18 protein-coding genes are annotated in these 23,390 nt (G+C 55.1%); 7 read left to right on the top strand and 11 right to left on the bottom strand.

From position 1 onward, the window contains the following. Positions 1-96 precede the first annotated feature (96 nt). Positions 97-1,416: a 2OG-Fe(II) oxygenase gene (locus tag ACVW0R_RS03410; protein WP_457501651.1), complete on the top strand. Its 1,320-nt coding sequence runs from the start codon at positions 97-99 to the stop codon at positions 1,414-1,416. A 17-nt stretch (positions 1,417-1,433) separates the two neighbouring features. Next, positions 1,434-2,399 (top strand): glycosyltransferase family 2 protein, encoded by a 966-nt coding sequence (locus ACVW0R_RS03405; protein WP_457501650.1) that lies wholly within the window; start codon positions 1,434-1,436, stop codon positions 2,397-2,399. A 95-nt stretch (positions 2,400-2,494) separates the two neighbouring features. Here ACVW0R_RS03405 and ACVW0R_RS03400 read toward each other — a convergent pair whose 3' ends face one another. Then, positions 2,495-3,010 carry a type IV pilin protein gene (locus ACVW0R_RS03400; RefSeq protein ID WP_457501649.1) on the bottom strand — a complete coding sequence of 172 codons (516 nt, stop codon included), beginning with the start codon at positions 3,008-3,010 and terminating at the stop codon, positions 2,495-2,497. A 203-nt stretch (positions 3,011-3,213) separates the two neighbouring features. Between ACVW0R_RS03400 and ACVW0R_RS03395 the strand changes: the two genes are divergently transcribed. Together ACVW0R_RS03395 and ACVW0R_RS03390 are read left to right on the top strand one after the other, a co-directional pair. Continuing rightward, positions 3,214-6,141 carry an O-linked N-acetylglucosamine transferase family protein gene (locus ACVW0R_RS03395; RefSeq protein WP_457501648.1) on the top strand — a complete coding sequence of 976 codons (2,928 nt, stop codon included), beginning with the start codon at positions 3,214-3,216 and terminating at the stop codon, positions 6,139-6,141. Between the two features lie 66 nt (positions 6,142-6,207). Further along, on the top strand, positions 6,208-7,536 hold the full coding sequence (locus tag ACVW0R_RS03390; RefSeq protein ID WP_457501647.1) for a hypothetical protein: 1,329 nt from the start codon (positions 6,208-6,210) through the stop codon (positions 7,534-7,536). A gap of 23 nt (positions 7,537-7,559) precedes the next feature. Here the strand turns inward: ACVW0R_RS03390 and ACVW0R_RS03385 are convergent, their stop codons facing one another. Then, complete coding sequence (locus ACVW0R_RS03385) at positions 7,560-8,078, bottom strand: phosphoribosyltransferase (RefSeq protein WP_099835031.1); 519 nt, start codon at positions 8,076-8,078, stop codon at positions 7,560-7,562. A gap of 59 nt (positions 8,079-8,137) precedes the next feature. Next, the gene (locus ACVW0R_RS03380; protein ID WP_414393039.1) at positions 8,138-9,052 is read right to left on the bottom strand and encodes a branched-chain amino acid transaminase; all 915 of its coding nucleotides are present in this window, start codon (positions 9,050-9,052) and stop codon (positions 8,138-8,140) included. Between the two features lie 162 nt (positions 9,053-9,214). Between ACVW0R_RS03380 and ACVW0R_RS03375 the strand changes: the two genes are divergently transcribed. Next, positions 9,215-10,648, top strand: a complete 1,434-nt coding sequence (locus ACVW0R_RS03375) for a hemolysin family protein (RefSeq protein WP_457501646.1) — start codon at positions 9,215-9,217, stop codon at positions 10,646-10,648. A 4-nt stretch (positions 10,649-10,652) separates the two neighbouring features. Here ACVW0R_RS03375 and ACVW0R_RS03370 read toward each other — a convergent pair whose 3' ends face one another. After that, on the bottom strand, positions 10,653-12,188 hold the full coding sequence (locus tag ACVW0R_RS03370; protein WP_457501645.1) for an aminotransferase class I/II-fold pyridoxal phosphate-dependent enzyme: 1,536 nt from the start codon (positions 12,186-12,188) through the stop codon (positions 10,653-10,655). A 127-nt stretch (positions 12,189-12,315) separates the two neighbouring features. On the opposite strand from ACVW0R_RS03370, the gene ACVW0R_RS03365 reads away from it, so the two are divergent. Beyond that, positions 12,316-12,882 (top strand): DUF2854 domain-containing protein, encoded by a 567-nt coding sequence (locus ACVW0R_RS03365; protein ID WP_011429883.1) that lies wholly within the window; start codon positions 12,316-12,318, stop codon positions 12,880-12,882. 385 nt (positions 12,883-13,267) lie between these two features. On the opposite strand, the gene ACVW0R_RS03360 is transcribed toward ACVW0R_RS03365, so the two are convergent. The 5 genes from ACVW0R_RS03360 to pilM form a co-directional block, all read right to left on the bottom strand. Next, on the bottom strand, positions 13,268-14,455 hold the full coding sequence (locus tag ACVW0R_RS03360) for an Ig-like domain-containing protein (RefSeq protein ID WP_457501644.1): 1,188 nt from the start codon (positions 14,453-14,455) through the stop codon (positions 13,268-13,270). Positions 14,456-14,558: 103 nt separating this feature from the next. Further along, a complete protein-coding gene (locus ACVW0R_RS03355) occupies positions 14,559-16,730 on the bottom strand; it encodes an AMIN domain-containing protein (RefSeq protein ID WP_457501643.1) in 2,172 nt (723 codons plus the stop codon). A gap of 287 nt (positions 16,731-17,017) precedes the next feature. Then, the gene (locus tag ACVW0R_RS03350; protein ID WP_457501642.1) at positions 17,018-17,740 is read right to left on the bottom strand and encodes a hypothetical protein; all 723 of its coding nucleotides are present in this window, start codon (positions 17,738-17,740) and stop codon (positions 17,018-17,020) included. Continuing rightward, positions 17,740-18,444 (bottom strand): PilN domain-containing protein, encoded by a 705-nt coding sequence (locus ACVW0R_RS03345; protein WP_011429876.1) that lies wholly within the window; start codon positions 18,442-18,444, stop codon positions 17,740-17,742. Before ACVW0R_RS03345 ends, ACVW0R_RS03350 begins: the two co-directional genes overlap by 1 nt. Positions 18,445-18,507: 63 nt before the next feature. Next, positions 18,508-19,590: a type IV pilus biogenesis protein PilM gene (gene pilM / locus ACVW0R_RS03340; RefSeq protein ID WP_240530483.1), complete on the bottom strand. Its 1,083-nt coding sequence runs from the start codon at positions 19,588-19,590 to the stop codon at positions 18,508-18,510. A gap of 249 nt (positions 19,591-19,839) precedes the next feature. On the opposite strand from pilM, the gene ACVW0R_RS03335 reads away from it, so the two are divergent. Beyond that, the gene (locus tag ACVW0R_RS03335; protein ID WP_240527701.1) at positions 19,840-20,997 is read left to right on the top strand and encodes an iron-containing alcohol dehydrogenase family protein; all 1,158 of its coding nucleotides are present in this window, start codon (positions 19,840-19,842) and stop codon (positions 20,995-20,997) included. Positions 20,998-21,017: 20 nt separating this feature from the next. Here the strand turns inward: ACVW0R_RS03335 and ACVW0R_RS03330 are convergent, their stop codons facing one another. After that, complete coding sequence (locus ACVW0R_RS03330; RefSeq protein ID WP_457501641.1) at positions 21,018-21,956, bottom strand: DMT family transporter; 939 nt, start codon at positions 21,954-21,956, stop codon at positions 21,018-21,020. A 249-nt stretch (positions 21,957-22,205) separates the two neighbouring features. Further along, entirely contained in the window at positions 22,206-23,324 is a 1,119-nt protein-coding gene (locus ACVW0R_RS03325; RefSeq protein WP_011429872.1) for a glycosyltransferase family 9 protein, read from the bottom strand. Positions 23,325-23,390 lie beyond the last annotated feature (66 nt).

The raw sequence follows: 23,390 nt of genomic DNA, 5'->3' as shown, positions 1-23,390 counted from the left end.
AGCGCCTGGCCTAAAAAGCGCCTGGCCTAAAAGTTGTGAGAACTGGGGGTGGATCCGGGTACATTAAGTTAGAGCAGACGTCAGGGATCCCTCCCCATGGATTGCCAAGACCTTGCTCAGGATCTTCTCCTAGAACTGGAGCAAGCTCAGAGTCTCACCCAGCTCCTAGATTGGGCTTTAGCCTGCCTTCCTAGCCAGCAAATCTTCTGCCAGATTGGCTGGGAAGAGTCCGCAGCTGTTTTGCAGGCAATGCTTCGCTATCCTGAAAAGTTAGCAGTGATTCTACGGAATCCCCTACAGAGCTCATCCGAAAAGTCAATCAGCACAGAAGATATCCAAACCCAAATTTCTCAGTTGGGATTAGAAGAACGGGTTCTACTCCTAGAAGGCCCCATCCCTGCCCTTTTGGCAGATCTCGGTCAATGTTTCCCAGAGACCCAGATTGGCGTTTGTTTCTGGACTGAACTCACGGACTACCGTACCTGTCTGCTTCAGTCTTTGCTACTGCGGGATTACTTGGCCGACTCAGCCCTGTACTTAGTTAACCATTGCCACTACGGAGCCATAGCCCAAGCCAGCCTAGATTTGATGGGGGTGGATCCCAGTTTTCACCTGCAAAAGATTTTTCACAATCTGGGTCAAGGTATCTATCTCCTAAGCTGGGATCCCCAGCGCAAAGGCTTAAGCGAACGAGACCTGGCTTACATCCAAGCAACTGCCCCTGGATTATTGCTATCTACCAGTCCACTGTTCCTCACCTTTGCTCAGCCGGATCCACCGGAGCCAGCGCGGTTTTATCCCTGCAGGTACGTTAAGCTAGATAACTTCCTACCTGCTGAAGTCAACCAAGCAATTCTAGAGCATGCCATCGCTCACCAAGATAAGTTTATCCCCTCCAGAAGCTATAGCCAAAACAACACCGAAGCTGAGTCACTGAAGTTCCGGCGATCCTTACGTCTGGATTATGCTTATTTTCAAGAGTATGGATTCCTGCTGAGAGAAAAAATTGCGGCAGTGGCTCCTGATATCTTTGTTAAGCTTGGTATTGAAGATTTTGATATTCAAATCTTTGAAATGGAGATGGTTGCTAGCCATGATGGTTGCTACTTTACCATGCATGCTGATAACTCCTACCCGCAAACCACTTTTCGACAAGTGAGTTGTGTATATTACTTTCACAGAGAACCAAAGCCCTACCGAGGAGGTGAGCTACGTATCTATGACACGCAGAGGCAGAAGCCACACCCACCAATCCTGTACGGAACCTATGACGAGGTGATCCCGACCAACAACAGCATCGTCTTTTTCTCCAGCAGCTGTCTGCATGAGATCCTGCCAGTGTTCAGCCCTAGCCAAGCCTTTGCCGATAGCCGCTTCACTATCAATACTTGGCTAGGAGCCAAGCAATTCACCTAAAGGCTTGCAGCTCCACCATGGCCAGAGTTTGCATAATTACCACTGTTCGGGATCCAGGCGTGTGCTTGGAGTCGTTCATTCGCTATCACCTTGCCCTTGGAATTGCCCATATTTATATCTTCTTTGACGATCCAGAGGATCCCGCTATTCAGGTGGCACTTCAGTTTTCCGATGTAACGGCTATTCCCAACGATGAAGCTTTGCAAGTCCAACAAGCATTGGGGAATGTTCTCTACCCAAAATATGGCCCTCATGTTGGCTATGAGGTCATGGCTCGCCAGATCCTTAACGTAGAAACTACTATACAACTTGCCCTGGATCAGGGCATGGACTGGATTCTTCGTATTGACGGAGACGAGCTTTTTTATCCTGGCCAGACAACGGCTCCAAATTGGTTTGATCGAGTAAGCGACGACATATTTCAAGTTACGTTTCTAAACCACGAAGCAGCTCCCGAAGCGTTTGAGATCGAAGACTACTTCCGCGAGGTCACTTTATTTAAGAGAAACCCTGCTATTTTGGATCCCGGATTCTATACCCAGTTTCAGAAGATCTCTAGTAAGAGTCAATACTTTTTGGCTTACCAGAATGGAAAGTCAGCAGCTCGGATCTATCCCTCTCTTCTGCCTAACAGCGTACATAGCTTTGATATTCCAGGGGATCATACTCTAGTAACGTCGTCTCCCTCTATTTTGCACTACTTGAACTGCGGATTCCAGAACTACTATAAAAAATACGCCCAACCGGGAAACTTTCCCGACTACTGGTGGCGCTCCAAGTCTAATCCTATTCGGGTGCCTTTTCACTTAACCTCACGGGATGCTTACTGCTCGGGAGATAGAACTCGCATGGAAGCTCTCTATCAGGAGTTTATACTTTACAACAATCCTGAAGCCAGTCAAAGCCTCATGGAAAACGGCATTCTCACACGCATTTGCTACCCTTCCCAGCTACTGTCATCTCTCTCTACCTCACCGGTTTAGTCTGAGCTCTTATCCGCTCTCCAGTGCGAGACTAGTCAGGGTAAGAAAAAGGCTCCCTATAGGGAGCCATGGAGTACTTGAAGTGAAAAGAGAAATTATTGAAAGACGTTACAGCTCTTACCAACGAAGGTATCCAGAGTAGCCACAGCTGTCTCCTGCGCTCCCAGCCCAATGGTGCATTGAATTTTGCTGCCAGACCTGGTGATGTATGGAGCACCGTTGGATGTTGTGTCCCACCTTAGTGCGTGAGGAGCATTGGTCGAACGTTCAGTAGCCTTTGGTGTCTGGTAGTTGGGAGCCCTCCACGGATCGTTCATGTACTTGTCATTATTTGCTCCACCGTACTTGATATTATCATACGTTTCAGGATAGACGCCGAAGTCGAGTCGGTAGACTTCAGAGGCACGGCCTACTTCAGTGAGAGCCGCTTGAGCTTCGGCTGTACGGGAGCGGCGCACTTGGTTTAAGAACTGCGGGATTGCCACTGCAGACAGCACACCCACAATTACAATCACCACCAACAGCTCAATCAGGGTGAAGCCCTTGGCTTTGGAGAGAATTTGCTGAGCCAGTTTGGCCCGCAACAGAGACTGACGAGACTTTGCACTCATGAGTACCAGATCCTTTAGCAAACTAGAGAGTTAACTGTGCAGCTCACCTGCTAGTGCTAACTTACCCCGCTCAAGGGCGATTCATAACAGCCTGCTCCCTGGCGCAATTGCGGATTTTTGCCAGATGAGCCTGACACAGGTCAGTGGTTTAGCTGAGCTGGCCTCAGCGTGGCAGACTAGGACTAGCGCTCTCTCTTCAGCCCATGAACCCTACCCCACAAGCTCGGATTTTGGAAGCCAAGCAACTGCTTCAGCAGTCTCCCGATACCTTTGCGGAGTGGTTGGTTGCTTTTTACCGAGAGCAAGACGCAAAGGATTGGCAGGAGTTCCTGTGGGGTTTCTTTGATCTCTCTCCATCTTCATTGGCCAATGAGCCAGCCTTCCCCTCTGAGCCAGAGGCAATTACCCTATCGGCGCTGGAGCAGGCCTTGGCTGCGAACCAGCTGAACCTTGCTTACCAGCTTTACACGCCTCTGGTGAGGGCAGGGATCCTGTCCCAGGAGAAAGTCTTGGATTTGTTACTATCCCTCGCAGGCCGTCTAGAAAATAGCCCCACGCAGGATCCACAGCAGCGTCTTCAGGCTTGTCTAAAGCTGCGGGAGATGGCCTTTGAGCTGGATCCAAGCCGGCGGGACAACACCCAAGTTTTGCTGATGCGGGCTCTGCAAGCTCAGGACGAGCTGGCAGTAGGCTTTTATGGGCAAGCCTTGCTGGATGGCCTAGGAGGCGAGGGCAGCCTGGACATTACTCAGGAGCCGCTCCTCACTGAATTGCTCGCGCGGCTATGGGATGACGGCTACCTGGATTTGTTTTTTGAGGTGGCCACAGCTTTACAAGCTCGTCTTTTGGAGGACCAGAAATCCGGATTTGCTGCTTTGCTAGCCCAGCTAGCCAATGCGGTGGATCCCGAGCAAGCCAATCGCTACAAAGGGCTATGGATCATAGAGGACTTGATCGGCGATTTCTTTCAAAAAGCAGCTTGCGCTCTTTTTCAAAACTCTACTAGCGATGGCTATTCCATTTTAGGAGAAGCTCTCATCACGGCGGCCGAGAGCTCACAGGTGCAAGAGAACTTTACTCTTCGTCTATCCCTTCTATCAGAATCGCTGGAAAAGTTGATCCATGCTGCCCAGCCAGAACGGATAAACCTTGTTATCCAGAAAATTATAGACTTAATTTTATCGAGGGAAGCCGACTTAGAATCACTAAGAATTAACGATGAAAATCTACTCGAGAGTCTAACGATTGCTAAAGTCATTCTGTTTCGAGTTTGCTTTTGCTGGAGCTATCTAACTGATGATCGTTCTCTGATTCGTCGTTACCAGCAGATTGGTGGTAGAATCTTTAACGATTGCCTAAGCTTAATGGCTTCTCAGCGAGGCTTCCTCTGGTCAGAGTATTGGCAGAGAAACCAGCAAGATTACTGCAGATCCGGTAGAGCTGAGCGCAAGTTGCGAGTGGGCTTTTTGGGTAGCTGCTTTCATCGGCACTCGGTTGGCTTTCTCAGTGAGGCTACTCTCAGGAACCTATCTCGCGATCTTCTGGACGTTGTCTACTACTACTACTACCAGGGGTGGAAAAATGAAGATATGGCCAGTCATGACAATATGTATCAAAAGTTTCGCTCTCACGAAAATCTCCATTTTCGCTTTTTTCCAGGAGAAACCAAGCCGCCTCAAGTAGCTGCTCAAGCGCGTGAGGATCGCATCGATATCATGGTTTTTATGGACTCCCTTACCAGTCACGATGCCAGCATCGTAGCAGCTTTGCGGGCCGCTCCTATCCAAATTGGTTGGCTTGGCGGAGATGCTGTCGGTTTGCCGGAATTTGATTACTTTTTCGCCGATCCCTATATCCTTCCTGAAGATGCACAGGCCGATTACCATGAAAAAATTATCCGCTTGCCTAGCTACTGTGCTGTGGACTATCTGGACGTCCTGCCCGCTGATGAGATAGATTTCAGAGCTAAGCTGAGAATCGATCCGCAAGATATTGTTCTTCTAACTGCGGCCAGTGCCTACAAGCGCACCCCTGAATGCATTGATGCTCACCTGCAGATTCTAAAAGCCGTACCTAACGGTATCCTAATTGTCAAAGGCTCAGGGGAAATTGCCACAGTTATCAGGCGTTACCAGGAAAGAGCTAAGGAATTGGATGTTTTGGATCGCGTCCGTTTTCTAGCTCAAGCAAGCAGCGTGGAAGAGCACCGGGGCCAACTAGCTTTGGTGGATCTTGTTCTCGATACCTTTCCCTACACAGGCGCAACCCACACTATGGAAGCCCTCTACATGGGCGTGCCAGTTCTCACCTTGGTAGGTCGCCATTACTATGGTCGAATGAGCTATAGCTTACTTAGGAATATAGGTCTTGATGACTGTATTACCTGGTCAGTTGAAGAATTTATTGAGCGAGGAATCCAGCTGGCTAACAATCCAGAGCGACTGGCCAAGGCCAAACAGACTATTCGAGAGTCCTACAGTAAGTCGATCATCTGGGATCCAAAACGTTTGGCTATGGCTATTGAAAAAACCTATTTTGATCTGGCTCATAAACATCAGATTATCGACCAGGTTCCTCCTCTAGACGGGGGTGAACCTAGACTCCAGGTCAGTCAGCGTATCCGCCTTCATATAGGGGGAAAAGATCCCCATCCAGACTGGAAGATCCTAGACATCCAACCAAGAGAGTACGTGGATTACGTTGGCAACGCTATGGATCTCAGTCAATTTGAAGACAACTCCGTAGAAGCCATCTACGCCTCCCACGTTCTGGAGCACTTCGACTATGTGCGAGAATTGCCTGTTGTTCTCAAAGAGTGGCATCGAGTTTTACATTTCGGTGGCCAGTTAATGATTAGTGTTCCTGACTTACCTACTCTTTGTCACCTTTATATAGAGGAAGGAGCTTCCGCCGAGCAGCGATTTAGTATTATGCGCATGATGTTTGGTGGACAGACAGATGAGTATGACTATCACAAAGTTGGTCTCTCGTGGGAATATCTGTTCATGTTGCTGACTCAGGCAGGCTTTCGGATTATCCGCAAGGTAGATCGGTTCGGCTTATTTAATGACTGTAGTGAAATGGTTGTTTTCGGTAAACCTGTTAGTCTAAACATAATTGCGACCAAGTAAATTAAATTAAAATAAAAAAAGTTGTCTGGTTCTAGGCAATTCCTATCTCCCTAACTATCTTTTGGTATGAAATCAGTAGTTATTATCACCGCAGCCGACTCCAAGTTCTTCGATCTAGTGCAAGGAACTGTTCTTTCCATCCGAGGTAAGGAGCAGGGTAAATCTGTTGAGATAGGCTTCTTCGATTTGGGCTGTACCCCTGAGCAAGTAGACTGGCTTTCAAAACACGTCAATTACATTGTTGAGCCGGATTGGAACTATAACTTTGCTGGAGTTGAGAGTGTGCCTTCTTATCTGCGGGGATTACTAGCTCGGCCCCGGCTACGTAGGTACTTTCCAGACTATGAAGTTTATATTTGGATTGACGCAGATGCTTGGGTTCAGGATTGGTTCGGGATTGACTTGCTCATCCAGCGAAGCAAAAAGCGAGGGCTAGCTATTGTTCCGGAGATTGACCGAGGGAATAGATTACTCTATGGCCCAAAAGATTACCTAATTGATCTTAGTGAAGCTTACAGATACCACTTTCCCAGTCTGAGTGTCGAGGACTTACATACGTACCCCCTCCTTAATGCTGGTGTTTTTGCAATTTCCTATACTGCCAAGCACTGGGATCTTTGGGACTTTCGGCTTTCTCAAGCTTTAGCTAGAAGACCTTCTATCATAACCGATCAACTCGCTCTAAATGTAGCGGTCTATCTAGATGGGCTACTTAAGGAAACAGAACTTCTACCTGCCTATTGCAATTGGACTTGTCACTACGGACTGCCAAAATGGGATCCAAGGCAAAACCTACTTGTTGAGCCTTACCTACCTCACACTCCTATTTCTATCATACACCTAACCAGCCATAGTAAAAGAGAGGGAAGGCATGTACTATTGACCACTGAAGATGAGAAAATTGAAATGAGCTTAAAGTTTAGCGATGCCTCGCTGGAACACCAGAAGCAAAGCTTGACGCCTGCTTCCGCAGAGCAACTGAGTTTTACTACTTTAGGGATTTATCTAAGCCAGATTAATCTAGCTCTTTTTCCCGATTGGGATCCAAATCTTCGGGAATCAGTTACTGCAAGCTTGGAGCCTTTACTAAAGTCTATTCTGCTTAGTTCCAATCCTCAGCATTACGCTTTGATCGTGTCTGCAGAGCCAGACTACGGGATGGCGGAGTCAGTTCTGGAAGCCGCAGCAGCTAACGTTACTATCGAGCTTATGGATTTGGGACACGAGTTAAGTGTTGAGCCGTCTATTTCTTTGGTTAAAACTCTTAACTCTGAGCAGTGGAAGCAACTACTGGCTCGGGTTGATTACTACTACCCCCTTACTCACGAGCGAATCCCCGCAGGGATCCAGCCTGCCCTGGATAAGCTGCCCCGCTTCGAGTTTCCTACTGGTTAGAGCCCTGAGGTGATAAAGAAAAGTTAACCGGAAGAGCGTAGCAACTGCATCAGCTGCTGGGGCGTCATCTGCTCGTAGGGCTCAAAGGGCTGGTGGATCCAAGGGTTATCCGGCAAATAGTCCACATAGTAGTCGGGTTGATAGACGGAGGCGGCCTTGTACCACAGTACGCCGGTGCGGATCTCCTCGATGTAGAAGCCGTAGTGGTGCTTGAGCCAGTGGACAGAGCGCTTTAGGGTCATGCCAGAGTCTGCCAGATCGTCCACCAACAGCACGTGGCTGCCCAGGTTGGCGGTGGTCATGGCCAAATCCCGCGAGAAAATTAGCTGCCCTCGCTGGCGATTGCCAGGGCCGGAGTAGGAGGAAGCAGCAAGAATTGCTAGAGGGAGATCGAATAGGCGGGCTAGAGTGTCGCCAATACGCAGCCCGCCCTTGGCGATGCAGACAATTTGGTTAAACTCCCAGCCGCTTTCGTAAACCTTGACGGCCAGCTCTTCGATTTTGCGGTGGTAGTCGGCCCAGGTGATGGAAATCTCGTGCAAGGGATCCCTCTCCAGCTCTAACTATCTATATCGCACCTAGCCAGCTTGGAGATGGCAACCTAGTTCAGAGGGATCACCTTTACCCAGTGGGAATAGGCGGGATCCCGGTTTTCCATGATGGCTGTTAGCTTCTGCCGCAGTTGCTCGGTAATGGGGCGGGACGACGGCAGGACGTACTGCTCGATCTGGCGAATGGGCGTGATCTTGGCGGCGGTGCCAGTGAGGAAGGCCTCGTCAGCGATGAACAGCTCTGACTTATCGACAGGGCGTTCTTGGGTGGGGATCCCTAGGTCGCGGGCCAAGGTGAGGACGCTGTCGCGGGTGATCCCTTCTAGGATGTCTTGGTCGAAGCTGGGGGTAATCAGCACGCCGTTGCGCACGATGAAGATGTTCATGCCCGAGGCTTCGCTCACTTTGCCCTGGGAGCTGATTAAGATAGCTTCGTCGAAGCCAGACTGTACTGCCTCGGTCTTGGCCAGGGAGGAGGTAATGTAGGCACCAGTGATCTTGCCCCGCAGCGGTAGGCTGCGATCCTCCTGGCGGGCCCATGAGCTGATGCGGCAACTTACCCCTTCCGGCGAGAGGTAGTCTCCCAATTCCAACCCGTACACGAAGAAGTCTTTCTCGATGTTGTGCAGCCGCGGTGAGATGCCCAGGTCGGAGGTATACACCAAGGGGCGGATGTAGAAAGAGGTGGAAGGGCGGTTTTTCCGGATCAGCTCCACAATGACCTGCTCGATCTTCTCCGCAGGCAAATCGAAGCAGAGTAGGCGAGCACTCTGGCTTAGCCGTCGGCAGTGGCGATCCAGGCGAAACACCAGCACTTGATCCGGATTTTGCGGATCGGGGATCCCGCGCAGGCCGCCAAACGCTGCCGTCCCGTAGTGCAGAGCATGGGTGGCAATGGAGATCTTCGCCTCGGCAAAGGGAACGATCTGGCCCTGAAAGTAGGCGTAGGGCAGAAAATCGGGCATGGTCGGCACCTACTGCAGCAGGAAAAGGGGTAGGAATATTATCGCCGATTGACGCAGCAGCGGGAGTCCGCCGTTCTCTAGCCCACCTGACGGGCGCCAGAGAATCAAGGGCCGGAGGCGCTCTAAGCTAGAATGCTGTCTATCCGTCTTGCTGCTCCCCTGATGGACGACCCTCCTTTAGGCTCGGCACCTAGCTCTAAGCTTGCGTGGGGAGAGGCGTCTCTCAGTCTCCTCTGGATTATTGCCCTTCTCCTCATCAACGCTTTCTTTGTGGCGGTGGAGTTTTCCTTGGTTTCGGCGCGGCGCTCCCGCATGGTGCAGTTGGCCGGTGAGGGGAACCGCCAGGCGGCAATGGTCCAAAAAGCCCAGGAGCAGTTGGAGTATGCCCTCTCCACCGCCCAATTGGGCATCACCCTAGCCAGCATCCTGTTGGGCTGGATCGGGGCTACCCAAGTGGCGCCGACGCTGTTCTTGGCTCTGAGGCAACTGCCCTGGTTGCAGGGTATGGATCCCGCTCTTGTGCAAGGTGGGTCGGGGGTAGCGGTATTTTCGCTTCTCACCTATTTGCAGATCGTGTTGGGGGAGCTGCTCCCCAAGACTCTGGCCATTCTCTACTCGGAGCCAATTGCCCTAAAGCTGGCCTGGCTCAACCGACTGGTAAGCCGCTTTTTACATCCTTTTGTGGAGCTCCTGCGGTTTTCCTCCCGCTGCGTGCTGCGCCTTTTGGGCGTCCGCGTTCCGGAGGCTACTTCTTTTTACAGCACGATGACGGTGGAGGAGCTACAGCTGCTGATTGCCTCGTCGGTGGAGTCGGGCAACATCGAGGCGGAGGAGCGGGAGCTGTTGAGCAACATCTTTGAGTTTGGCGAGACAGTGGCCAGCGAGGTGATGATCCCGCGTACCAGCATCGACGCTGTGCCGGAAACTGCAACGGTGCAAGAGGTTCTGGCGGAGGTGGCGGAATCGGGGCACTCCCGCTATCCGGTCTACGGCGAGTCTTTGGATGACATCCGCGGGCTGATCCACGTTAAGGAGTTGATCGGCCAGTTGGCCAAGGGATCCATAGATTTGCACAGCCCCATCACCAACTTCATCCGCGAGGCCCACTTTGAGCCGGAGAACAAGCCAATTGCGGAACTGTTGCCCGAAATGAGGCAGCACCACTGGCCGATGGTGGTGGTGGTGGATGAGTTTGGCGGCACGGCGGGCCTGATCACCATTCAAGACTTGGTGGAGGAGATCGTCGGCAAGCTCTCCGATGGCCCGGATCCCGAGGCGAAGGAGCCGGATATTCAGGAGCTGGACGAAAATACCCTCCTCATCCAGGCCCAGTTGGACATTGAAGAGGTTAACGAGCGCTGCCACCTCAACTTGCCCCTCCACGAGGACTACCAGACCCTGGGGGGCTTTTTGATCTACCACCTGCAGAAGATCCCGCGTGCTGGGGAAAAGTTCACCTACCAAGACATGGAGTTCCAGGTGGTGCGCATGGAGGGGCCGCGGGTGGATCGGGTGAAGGTTGTCCGCCATCGCCGCAACTCTCCCAGCCCCCTGCCAGCACTCCCCCCCGCCCAGACGGCGAAGCCTGGCAGTTGAGGAGCTAGGTTTTGACGACTTTGAGGGTCTGCAGCCGCACGTCTTCGGGGCCGTTGATGAAGCCGCCCGCCTCGTGCACCAGCAGCAGATAGTCCACTGCCTCTTGGGTTACCTCTTCGCCAGGCACCAAAATGGGGATCCCAGGCGGGTAGGGGGAAATGATTTCGGCACAGATGCGGCCCACAGCTTCTTGAAAAGGGATCCGCTCGATGGGGGCAAAAAAGGCCTGCCGCGGCGAGAGCCGTTGGGGCGGGAGGGGGGGGCGTTTCAATTCGGCCAGGCGCCGCAGTTTCTCGGCCATTGCCAGGGAAGGCGGGGATCCCTGGGCATACTTCGACAAAGCCGCAAAGCTCTCCACCAGCCGGTCGATATCCCGCTGGGTATTGCCGAGGCTAACAATAAAGACCACGTTGTGCAGGGTAGACATCTCCGGCTGCACGTGGAAGTGCTCGTTGACCCAGTCGTGGGCGTCGAAGCCAAAGAGGCCCAGCCCCGACACCGTCACGGTCAAGCGGGTGCGATCCAAATCGAAAAAGCCGGGAGTGGAGCCAATGCGTTCCGGGCCAAAACAGAAGATCCCGGAAATACGGTTGAGGCGGGCGCGGGCCTGATCCGCCAAAGCCAGGGCTTGGCCCAGGAGAACTTCCCCTTCCAGGGCCATCTGCCGCCGCGCCACGTCCAGCGACATCATGAGCACGTAGTTAGGGCTGGTGGACTGCAGCAGCTGCAGGATGTTGCGGACTCGGTTGGGATCGACTCGGGATCCCTTGAGGTGCAGCATCGACGCCTGGGTCATGCCGGAGATGACTTTATGGGTGGACTGCACCACCAGGTCAGCCCCGGCTTCCAAGGCGGAGAGGGGCAGTTCTGGGTGAAAGCCAAAGTGGGGCCCGTGGGCTTCGTCCACTAGCAGAGGCAGGTTGTGGGCATGGGCAATGGCTGCCAGCGCTTCTAAGTCGCAGCAAACCCCGTAGTAGGTGGGGCTGACCACCAACACGCCCTTGGCGTCGGGGTGTTCTGCTAGGGCCCGCTCCAAGCCAGCTGGGGTGATGCCATGGGCGATGCCCAGCTCAGCGTCGAAATCGGGCTCGATGTAGACGGGCACGGCCCCAGAGAGGATCACGCCGGCGATGGCCGACTTGTGACAGTTGCGCGGTAGTAGGATCTTGTCCCCTGGGTCGCACACCGCCATCACCAGGGTTTCTACGCCACAGGTGGAACCGTTGACCAAAAACCAACTGCGATCGGCGCCGTAGGCCGCTGCAGCCAGCTCCTGGGCCTCCCGGATCACGCCGTCGGGATCGTGGAGGTTGTCCACCTCCGGCAACTCGGTGAGATCGGCCCGGAAGACGTTTTCTCCCAAAAACTCCCGCAAGTCGGCGGCGATCCCGCGTCCCTGCTTATGGCCTGGCGTGTGAAAGGGAGCCTTGTCCAAGCTGCAATAGTGGCGGATGGCCTCAAAAAGAGGGGCCCGCTCTTGGGCTTTGCGGTCCAGCAGGCGCAGACGACGGGACGCTTTGGACAGATGCGACAGAACCATGGACCACTCCCCAACACACCAGCGTCCAGCCATTATCCATCCCCAGCCTAGCCAAGTCCACCCTCAAGGTCGCCTCAGGAAGTGTCTTTCCTGCTAGCCTGGGTTTCAGGTTGCCTTTTCTTCCTGTATGTTTGAAAAACTGCCTCTTCCCCTGAGCACGCTCGTGTTGCTGGCGGGCGTTGCCGCCACAGCTTGGGGCTTTGCCCAGTACAGCGATCCCACCCTCAATCTCATCGGCCTGTTTGTCGGGATCCCTCTGCTGCTGGGGGGGGTGACCATGAAGGTGGTGGAGCTCAAGCCAGTGCCTGCCCTGACGTCCCCTTCGCCAGAAGTGCTCCAAGCCCGCGCTCAGCAGGCCACGGAAATTCAAAAACAAGTCCGCGCCGACATCACCAAATATAGCTATGGGGCCAACGCCCACCTGGAAGAGGCCCTGGAGTTTCTCGGCCTGCGCGGCCCTCTGGAAGCAGACCTACCCAAAATCAAAGGCTACAGAGAAGAATTGCGGGATGGCCGCTACACCCTGGTGCTCCTGTTTGATTCGCCAGCCGTTTCCTTCCAGCAATGGCAGGAAAGCTACCAAAAAAAAATGCAGGGCTTCTTTGGCCGCGACGTGGAGGTGCAACTGGAGCAGCCCCGAGAACATCAGGTGGAGCTGGCGCTCATCGCCCGTCCCGGATCCCAGGCCACCTGAGCAAGACGGCGGGGCTTAGGTCCTTTGATTTCACAGTTTTGTTCTTAAGATTAGAACGACTCACACAGGTGTGTTCAGAACTGAAACACTAGAGGAAGGAGACTTGGGGATCCCTATTTTTTGAATGGTAAAAAGTTAGCAGGATTCCTCTCTGAGCGACACGAAAACAGCGCCAGCAATGACGCTAAGCTCTCGTCCTCAAGCTGGTTGCCAGTCGCTTGCCAAAAGCTTCTACAACCCACCTCATGCAATCCAAGGGATCCCTGGCAGCAGTTGTCACCAGTTGGTCTCGTAGGGTTTTGGTTCCAAGATAAGCAGTTGGTCAAGAAACTTAACATCTAGGTCAACTCATCTTAACTCAATAAAGACTCCCCGAGCCATCGGGTTAACTTTTGTAGGTCTCAGCAGCCCAATCCTGAATAATCCAGGTACGCAAGATCTGGATTTCCTCAGGGCTCAAGTGGCCCAAGCGATCGGTGCCGGTGCCGTTGCGGCGAATATAGGCCAATTCGGGAGATCCGCTGCGTCCAATAAAAGAGCCGGGAAATTCTCCTTGGGGATCACTCACGGGGGGTCTCGGCGTCGGCATGGCTCCTGTCCCAAGCTCCAACAAGGAACCGGGGGCGTCGGCCTCTTTTCCTTCCCCATTCAAGGGGATCCCTGCCGCCCGCTGAATAACAGCATGGCGAGCCAACCAGCGCGGTTTCAGCAACTCGCTATTTTCTGATCCGGGCGTTACGTAACGCATCACCGCGGCATAGCTATCCAAAGGGCTGCGCCGCATCCGACCGGCCCGCTGATGACAACCCACACAGCTAGCATCCAGTAGGGGCTGAATATCTCGCTGGTAGGTGTATTGAGGCTCGGTGCGGAAGGTCAACTCTATGGGATTTTGTAAATCGAGCTCTTTGGCAGCAGGTAAGAACACTCTGTAATCAGTGCTGTAGCTGAGTGGCTGTAAAGGCTGTACAATTAGCTCGTTGCCCTGGATATCAAAGGCTACTTCCAAAGGAGGCTGGATCCCAAAAGCCAAACTCGTTATTCCTGTCGGAAGCTCTCGGTCGAAACGCAGGCGAATGCTTTGACCAACTGGGATCCCTCTTTGGCCATTGGAAGGATTGCTAGAGGCCAATGCGACTCCACCTTGAGGAAGAGGAGTAAATTCTACCTGAGCTTTTCGGGCCGGCACTCTTGGTTGTAAAAGAGTCAACGCATTGGGATAGAAAGTGGCATATCGTTCCAGTTGGGTTGGCAATGGGTTTTGCTGCCAAACACTGCGAGGCATTCGCACTGTGAATAGGGGCACCTGTTGTTCGCCGGCTTGCTCCCGTACTTCTAAAGTAAGCTGCTCCGCTTGCGGCTGTGCCTGAAATTGTTGTGCCAAGGTCTGCCAAACCAAAGAGCGCGATTGCTCGACAAGCTGTGAATAGCTCTGCCCCTGCACCCGTAGAGAGAGATGGTAGGTTTGCGGCCAGCCCACCTCACCCAAAGCTAGCACCCAGGCCAGCCCGAAGGCGAGCAACAGGGATCCCAGCTTTAGCCAAAGTCGGCGGCAAGAGTTCGATATCAGCATTAAGCAGCAACGTATCTTAGGTTTTAGCAGTTTCTATGAGTGTCTTCCATCTTTGACAAAGCAACTGATTTGGGAAAATGACAGTCATTGGTGGGGCACTCTTCTAGTCCTCTAGAATAGTTGGGGTAATCAAGACAACGACTTCACTTCTAGTGTTCGTCGTGTTTTGCCTACGAAAGAGAGAGCCTAGCAGAGGGATCTCAGCAAGAAGTGGAACTTTATCAACAGACACTCGATCCTCCTCTTGTATCAATCCTGCCAAAAATAGTGTTTCCCTGTCTTTAAGTCTGATTTGCAAAGAGCCAACAGAACGCTGATTGAGTAAGCCAATTACGGTTCCGTCTGCTAAAGTAATTTGGCTACCAATAGATGAAACCTGGGGAAGAAGATTCAACGTAACGTAGCCATTGTCATCAATCCTGACGTTTTGAATAATTAAGTTGACTCCTGCGTTTCCTTTTTCAAAAACGACTGTTGACGTACCCGTTGCAGGGTCTGTTACCAACCTCCTATTGGTGATAACTTCTTGACCAACTACAATAGCCGCACCCGTGTTGTTAGCGACGACCACTTTTGGGTCAGCCAGTATCTTGGCTGTTCCTGAAGCAATAGCTGCATCTATGCGGGCCGCAAGAGATTGCTGGAGTCGGTTTAAGGTGTTGAACACAAGTGAGCCTCCAGTTCCTACGGAAGGAACTACGCCAACGTCAGGAACCGAAGACCCTGCGGGCTGGTTGAGGGGAGTTCCACCAAAGTTGGTATTATCTCCAGAGCCCAGTGCAAAGTTTCCGGAAGCACCGCCTAATGCAACTCCTAGATTAGAGTTATTATCGAGGTTAATCTCAATAAACCTAGCACTAACTAAGACCTGACGACTTCTAAGATCAATTTGGGCAAGGTAGGCTGCAATCACATCATGCTGGGCAGGTGTGGCAACAATAGTTAGTGAGTTCGTTCTTGGATCTGCTTGAATGGCTGACTCTTGAGCGAGAGGGATATTCGATGCTTCCAGAATAGCTAAAATTCTACTTCTGATTTCACTTGGAGTGATACTTAGTTGTCTAGCATTGATTTCGACTGTTGCTTGCCCGCCTCCGGCCCCAGCAGCAGTAAGGTTAAAAGTCTGTTCTGTCTCTTCAATTCTCAATTGATTAAGTCTATATGTTTTGACGATCCGCTGGCCGACTCCAGGGAGTGTAGTACCAATAAAAACTGTTTGCCCTACACGGGTTGCTTGCAGTTCCTTCAGGCGCAAGATAAAGTTAAATGTCTCTTGCAAAGGTGAGTCAGCTACATCCAAGGAAATCGTTAAGTCTGGAGGAACATCATTAAGGACTACATTTAGTCCAGCTCGACGCACCAAGAGACTCAACACGTCACCTACGGGAGCATCCCTCAGGGTTAAGGTGATCTTGGCATTTGAGCCCAAGTCAACTGGAGGGGGAGCAGGAATGATGCTGCCGACTGCAAGATCCCCTGCCGGAGGAGCTACTGCTCGACCCTGGAACGGAGAAGTGCTGAGATCAACAGATCCCGGTGGCAGTTGGGGTTGGTTGAGCTGTCCTACAGAGGGCACCTGAGAAATAACCGGCCCAGGAGAAGCTGGCTGAGGGGTAGGAGCTGCCTGAGCTGGCGGGGAAGAGGGAGGGGTTTGGGCAAGCGGCTGAGGATTAGGGGCTGTCCCCTGGGGAGAAGGAGGGTTTTGAGCAGCCGGAGAAGAGGCAGGGGTTGCCGGTGGGGCACCAGGCTGAGCTCGAGTTGGCGAGGCTGGTTGATTGGGCGCTACTTGGCTAGGCGATGCCGCTACAGGAGCCGGTGGAGCAGAGGGCAAGCCCTCAAACTCGAAGACCAACTGCGTTGGGCTGCGCTGGGCCAGCAAGCCCTGGGGAGCTGCCGCAACGCCGGCAATTTCTATCCGCACGCTGTCATTGCCCATTTGCTTGGCCTCGATGAAGCGCACTCCCGGCAGGGGAGACTCCTGACGATAGCGACCTTGACCTCCATCCAGTTGGGCATTGGTGATATCCCCAATCCAAGATTGGCCCTGCTGGGTAAAGAACACCTGTGGACGGGCGCCCCCTGCGGTGTTGATCTCCAGCTTCATGCGGTTGCCGTGGGGCACCAGGCGGATATCGGTAATGCGGCTGAGGCTTTGTGGATTGGCGGAGGTCAACTGCTGGGCGGCGGCTTCATCGAGCTGGCTTTCCACAGCCAACAGGGGCAGTGAAAGGATCAAGCTCAATGCACATCCCCAGGCGACTCGACGGTTCATCATCCTCACACCTCACTCCGTTAGCCAAGCGTGTTTCTGCTTTACTTCAGCACGGGTTCACCCAGTGCTTCCCTAATCAAAGCCGAAATTTTCGGCTTTGCCACTACCTGCAGCCGCTTTAGGGGAAATTTTTCGATAGGCAACACTATCTGTGCTTTTCCCCAATGGTTCCCATTTCCCGCCCGTCCCCTCCAATCCCAGTAGCGAGTCTCTTCAGGTGGGATCCCGTGGGGAAGCGACACTCAAACGCAGTGTATAGATTGGCTACAGATTGGCCTTGCCAAGCCGGGCTACTGGCTGGGTGTTGGCTGTCCTCCCTCAGGAGGTGTTTGCCCTTCAGGTGCAGGAGCAGTGCCGAGAGGAACGCCTTTGTTGTAGTAGTAAGCAACCAGATCGAAAGCGGCGTCTAGGTTCTCTGTGCCTTGGCCAGGGTTGAGAGAGATGTTGCTCACCCGGAACAGAGCGCGAAAACGCTCGATGTCTCTCATGAGGTTGATGATGTCGGTGTAGGGACCCCGCAGGGTGACGCGGGTTGTCTGCAGTTGGATGGCTGGGGCGATGATGGCAGGCACTTCTGGGTTGTTCGAGGAAGCTGGCGTCAGAGGGGAAGGGCTGAAACTGAGCAACTGAGCATTGGGTTGTCCCCGCACCAGTCGGTTGAGATCGATCAGTTGCGTGTCGGCATTCTCGGGGGTGGCGAGCAAGGCGCTGATCTGTTGCTGCTGCGCGCGAGCCCTCTCGATTTGGTTGGGCAGATCCTGTAAGCCGGCAATCTGGCCCTGTACCTCCTGCAACTGGCTGGTTTTTTGGGCTACCTCTCTTTCTAAGGCTTGCACCTCTCTAATCAGAGGACGGAGTTGGGTGAAGGCCAAAAAGCTCGCCGCGCCCAGGCCCAGGATCCCGATCAACAGGCCAATGCGAATAGGGGTCAGCTCGACCCCCAACAATACCGGCGGCCCTGCCGGAGGTGCCACCAGTTGTTCGTCGTGAAAACTTTCCACCGAGCCGGTCATCAGTTCCCCTCCACTTGACGCAAAATGCGGATCTTTTCCACCAAGCCTATCGCTCCCCGCTGCTCCAGCTCGCGGGTCAACTCCGGGTCGGGATCCCCTATGGTTCGAATAGTAACCGTTAGGCCGTAGGTGACGCTGGGTTCAGTTTCAGGGGTGCCCTCCACTCGAGAGGCACTGTTGAGAACGGCACTGGTTACGAAGTTGGAATCCAGCAGAGTGAGCAAAAAGTCGTTCACCAAGGGAAAATCCAGCGCCCCGCCTTGGATGTTCACAGTATCGCCAGAGGCGCTGATGTTGGTTATCCATACCCCTTGCCCAGGGATCCTGCGCCGCAGTTCTTCTAGAATGGCCGACCAGGGCTGGACGGATCCGAGAAAAGAGCGAAACCCTTCCGTCTGGGTGCGAATGGTTTGCAGTTCTTGGCTGAGGCCCTGGAGTCGGGTCAACTCGGCATTGGCTGTGCTGAGTTCACCGTCGAGGCGGGTTCGCTCTGCCCTCAGAGTATTCCGCTGACGGGAAAAGCTGTCTTGGAAATACAAGAAAGCCCCCATGGCCACAGCAGCCACGGCAACCCCCAGACCAATGGCCAAAGCCCAGCTCTCAGCTCCGGCGGCAGTTTCCGGGCCAGCCACCACTCCCCCTGTCTGAACTGTGGTGGGAACCTCCGGTCTTTCTTTCAGAAAGTTGATCTCTGGTGTGTACATCTCACCGCCTCGCTCATGGTTGGGTATTGCGCTTAGGGGATCCTCTTGGGCGGATCCCGAAGACTACTTGCTGGCTTCCCGCATGGCCAGCCCCAGGGCCACTCCCATCGCCGGTCGCTCCTCCAAGGGCACCTCGATTGAATCCGGTATCAGGATGCTGCCGAAGGGATCCGCTAACTCTACGGCCAGGCTCAGCGACTGCGACAAGAAACCATCCATTTGGCCAATAGCCGCCCCCGGCCCAGCCAACAATACCTTCACCACAGGGGAGTTACTCTCTGCGCTGGTAAAGAAATCAATGGAGCGCCTCAGCTCGTCCGCCAAATCGGAAACGACCCGCGCCACGGCTGCCACGCCCGGGTTACTGGGAACCGGTTGCTCTCCCGTGGCCAAAACATCGGCGGGGTTGATCAAGGGTAACCTTAGAGTTCGCAACAGGTCGCCGGTGCGGCTAACCGGCAAATTCAGGGCCTGGGCTAGCACCTGCCGCATGTGAATGGTGCCGATGTTGACGGTGCGGGTAAACTGCGGGATGCCGTTGACCAAGATGCTGATCTCGCTGCTGTCGTAGCCGATGGAGCTGAGCAACACCGCCTCTTGGGGGCTGTACTGGATGAGTTGGTCACGGATGGTGCGAATGAGGGAGAAGCTGGCCAGCTCCACACAGCGCGCCTTCAAGTTGGCCGCCTGCAGCACGGCCAGGTAATTGTCCACCACCTCTTTGGGGATGGCTGCTAGCAGCACCTCGATGCGCTCAATGCCATCCTGGGAAAGGTCTAGGCCCAGGGGCTGGTAGTCCACATCCGCCTGATCCCGGGGGTAGGGGATGTAGAGCTCCGCCTCCTGTTCTAGAACCACCCGCCGCAACTCATCGGCAGGCAGGTCAGCAGGCAGGCGAATGAGACGGACGATCGCCTCTCGCACCGGCACCGCGGTCGCCACTGGCAAGCTGGTGGGCACCTTGTATTCGTTTAGTAAGTTGGCCAATGTCAAGCCAACTGTGCTCGGATCAAGAATGCGCCCCTCGATCACTGCCCCCTCTGGCATTTCCACGCTGTGGTAGTGAACCAGACGATAGCGACCATTGCCCTGCTTCTTGACTTGGGCAACAGCAAGGCGCTCGGGATTGATATCTACCCCAAGCATGGTTTGAGTTTTGGAGCCACCAAGAAAGCCGAACACGCCCTGCCCTCTGCGCCACTGCTAGACGCATACTACCCAATTTGTCTGGGGGTTACCACCATTTGCAGTTGACTGCTGGCAAAGATTTGTGCTAGCTGACCCTCCCCTGCCAGGGATCCCAACCCGTTCCAAGCAAGCGAGGCTTGCCTGTAGCTACACCCTAGATGGGAAAGGCAGAACTTGCGGCTAGAATCGTAGTCTGTATCTATATATATGGACACTGGGCTGACCCTATCGCCCCTCTTTGAAATGCTGAGAACTTGTGAATTCGACCTGGCCATTCCGGCCCCAGGCCGGCTATACCGCGGCAGCGGCATCCTCGAGGCTGTCCCCCTGACAGCTCTGGGATCCCGCGTGTTGGTGATCGGGGGGGAGCGCTCCCTGGCCGTGGCCGAGCTGCCCCTGAAGCGCAATCTGGGGCGGGATCCCGCCGTTCAGGTTTACTGGAGCACCTATGGTGTCGACTGCAGCGAGTCGGAGCTGGCTCGCCTACAGGCCCTGGCCACGGCAGAGTCCGTAACCGGCATTGTAGGGGTGGGGGGCGGCAAGGCCCTAGACACGGCCAAGTTGGTGGCCCATCGCTTGGGGATCCCGGTGGCGACGGTGCCCACCTCCGCTGCCACCTGTGCCGCCTGGAGCGCCCTGTCCAACATCTACTCTGACACAGGTGCCTTTCAGCGGGATGTGGCTTTGGATCGGGCACCTGCCGCTTTGATTCTGGACTATGAGCTCATCCTGCAGGCCCCGGCGCGCACCCTGGTGGCCGGGATTGGAGATGCCTTGGCCAAGTGGTACGAGTCTTCTGTCAGCAGCGGCGCCTCGGAAGATGCCCTGGTGATCGGAGCTGTGCAGCAGGCCCGCGTTTTGCGGGATTTGCTCTTGCAACAATCGGTGGCGGCCCTGCGGGAGCCGGGTGGCACGGCTTGGAAGCAGGTGGTGGATGCCTGCATTTGCCTGGCGGGGATCGTCGGCGGCATGGGAGGGGCCAAGTGTCGCACCGTGGCCGCCCACGCCGTTCACAACGGCCTAACCCATTTGCCGGGACACCGGGCCACCCTGCACGGGGAGAAAGTGGCCTTTGGCATTTTGGCCCAGCTCCGCCTAGAGGAGATCCTGCAGGGAAGCCAGTTGGCGCTAGCGGCCCGCACTCAGTTGCTGGCGTTCTACCGCCAGGTGGGACTGCCCCTGAACCTGCGGGATCTGCACCTCGACCACCTGGGATCTGCCGAGCTGCTGCAAGCAGCCCAGGTGGCCTGCCAGCCAGGCTCCGATATCCACCACCTGCCCTTCCCCGTCAGCCCGGAAGCCCTGCTGGTGGCTCTTACCACCACCGACCTGACCAGCTCCAGCCCCGCCTTGCTGCGGCTTTAGGCCCGCCAGCCTCTGCCACCTTAAACTTTGCCGGTACGGGCCTGAGTTTTCCTCACCCGCCGCCGCGCCTCGCCGTAGGCCCCGGAGGTGGCGCCTGCCAAGATCAGGGCTCCGCCCAGCCAGGTCCACCCATCTGGGAGCTCGGCAAATGCCCAGAAACCGATTAGACTGGCCCAGAGCAAGCGGGAAAAATCCAGAGGCAGCAGCATCGTCACCTCAGCCAGCTTGTAGGCTTGGGTGAGGGCCACCTGGCCCAGGCTGCCCAACAGCCCCATCGCTGCCATCCACAGCCACTGCTCCGGCGAAGGCCAGGTCCAAACCCAAACAGCAGCCAAGAAGGAAAGGGGGGTCTGCAACAGGCCCATGTAGGCCGTGATCGTGAGGCTGGACTCGGTGCGGGAGAGGATCTTGAGCACGATGGTCACCCAGGCAAAGAGTGCTGCCGCCCCCAAGGCCAGCCCTGTTCCCAGAGAAAACTCTCGGAAGCCTGGCCTCAACATCACCAAAGCCCCGGCAAACCCCAGGCCCAACCCCAGCCAGCGGGACGAGCGCATCTGCTCGCCCAACACCCATACCGCCATCGTGCCGGCAAACAAAAGCTGGACAAAGCTCAGCGCCGTAGCTTCTGCCAGAGGCAACAGGCTGGCCGCCCAGAAGGAAAGCAGCATCCCCACCGTGCTGATTGCCGAGCGCAGGAGGTAGAAGCTCATCTTGGCGGTGCGCAGCGAGTGGATCCCTGCTCGCAAAAGCAGCGGTACCAGGGCAAGAAACCCGAATAGGTTGCGCAAAAACACAATCTCAAAAGGGTGCAGGGCAGGCGTGTTGAGGCGGATGATCGCCCCCAGGCAGGCAAAGCAGAAGGTGGCCAGCAGCTTCAGGGCAACCCCTTGCCAAGCCCTCTTGTTTCTCCGCTCGGCAAGGTGATCCACCTGGTGGCGATACCCCGTCCCCAAAGTCACAGCTCACACCCAAATGGTTTAGGCACAGAGTTTTCAGCCTCGGGCTCTCAGCTTAACCAGGCTCCTAGGGATCCGGCTGCGCTTCTGGGCACTCCCTGCCGTCCACTGGCCCATCTGATCGGCGGGGCGGGGATCCCTGGGAGCTATGGCCATCTCAAATAGCCATGAACAAGTTGTTCCCTCGCTCCACAGCTCCCCTCTCCCAGAGGGAGAGGGGCTGGGGGTGAGGGGAGAGACGGGCTGGAAGGTCTAGGTCTTCTTCAGGATCTGTCGGAGGTAGGCAATCACTGTCTCTGGCTTGAGGTGGGCCATGCAGGGGTGGCCTTCCACCAGGCAGGCTTCGTTTTTGAACTTGTTTTCTGCGCAGATCCGGCATTTATAGGAAGTCTGGGTAACGTAAACATGGGGCAGGCGTGGAGCCCACAGCCGCACGGGGCTAGCTCCATCGCCATCGGCGTCGTTGCCAAACAGGGCAATGGTGGGGCAGCCCACGGCCGCCGCAATGTGCATCGGCCCCGCGTCCACGGAAATACAAACCCGCGCCCGCTTCAGGGCCCCGGCCAACTCGAGGAGGCCGGTCTTGCCCCGCAGGTCGATCATCCCCGTCTGGATCAGGAGTTGGTCTTCGCCGTCGCCGTGGTAGAGGGATCGCTGTAGCTCGGGGGCGCTGCCAATGAGCCCCACCTGCAAGCCCTGCCCCTGGCACCATTCGATCACCTGGCGCCAGTACTGCAAGGGCCACATCTTGGCACGGCGGGTGGTGGTGATGTGCACCAAGACTTCCGGTACTGCAAAGTCGGGATCCCGGCTGGGCAGCTCCAGGCGGAAAAAGTCGGTCTCTACGTAAGCCAGGCGGCAGAAGATCTCGGCGATGTAGTTGCTAGTGAGGATATCTTTGTAGCGCTGCAAAAACGCCAGGCTGTTCCAGTCGTCGTCCTGGAGCATGCGCTGCACCGGGTCGGAGCCGGGATCCAACTTGCGGCGAAAATCCAGGGTCAAGCCGGCCCCGGCAATGTACCGGGGTCGCAGGGCCGTCACCGCCACCAGGTTGAGCTCGCTGAACTCGTCGCAGTTGATGGCCAGATCGTAGGGCCCGGCCTGGGCCACCCGATCCCGCACTGCCGCCGTCAGGGCCTCGAGGTAATCGGGGCGGCGGCTGTAGAGGGGGAAGCTGAAGTCGATATAGGGACAGTGGAGCTCAAAGTCGCGGGTGGTCTCGCTGCCGAAAAAATCCAAGACACAGCCGGGGTATTTCTCCTTGAGGCCGCGCAAGAGGGGGACGGTGACCACGAAGTTGCCCACCTTGCTGGAAGAAAATACCGCTAGGTGGGGCCGTTCCCGCAGAGGCTGGTTGGCAAACCGTTGCATAGGGTTGGGATCCCCAAAAAAAGCCGTTTGCGTCGGCGGTGCGGAGCACGTTTGCTAGGCTAGCAT

The sequence above is a fragment of the Thermostichus sp. MS-CIW-15 genome (assembly GCF_054060575.1).
This window is presented reverse-complemented; position numbering and strand designations above follow the sequence as displayed.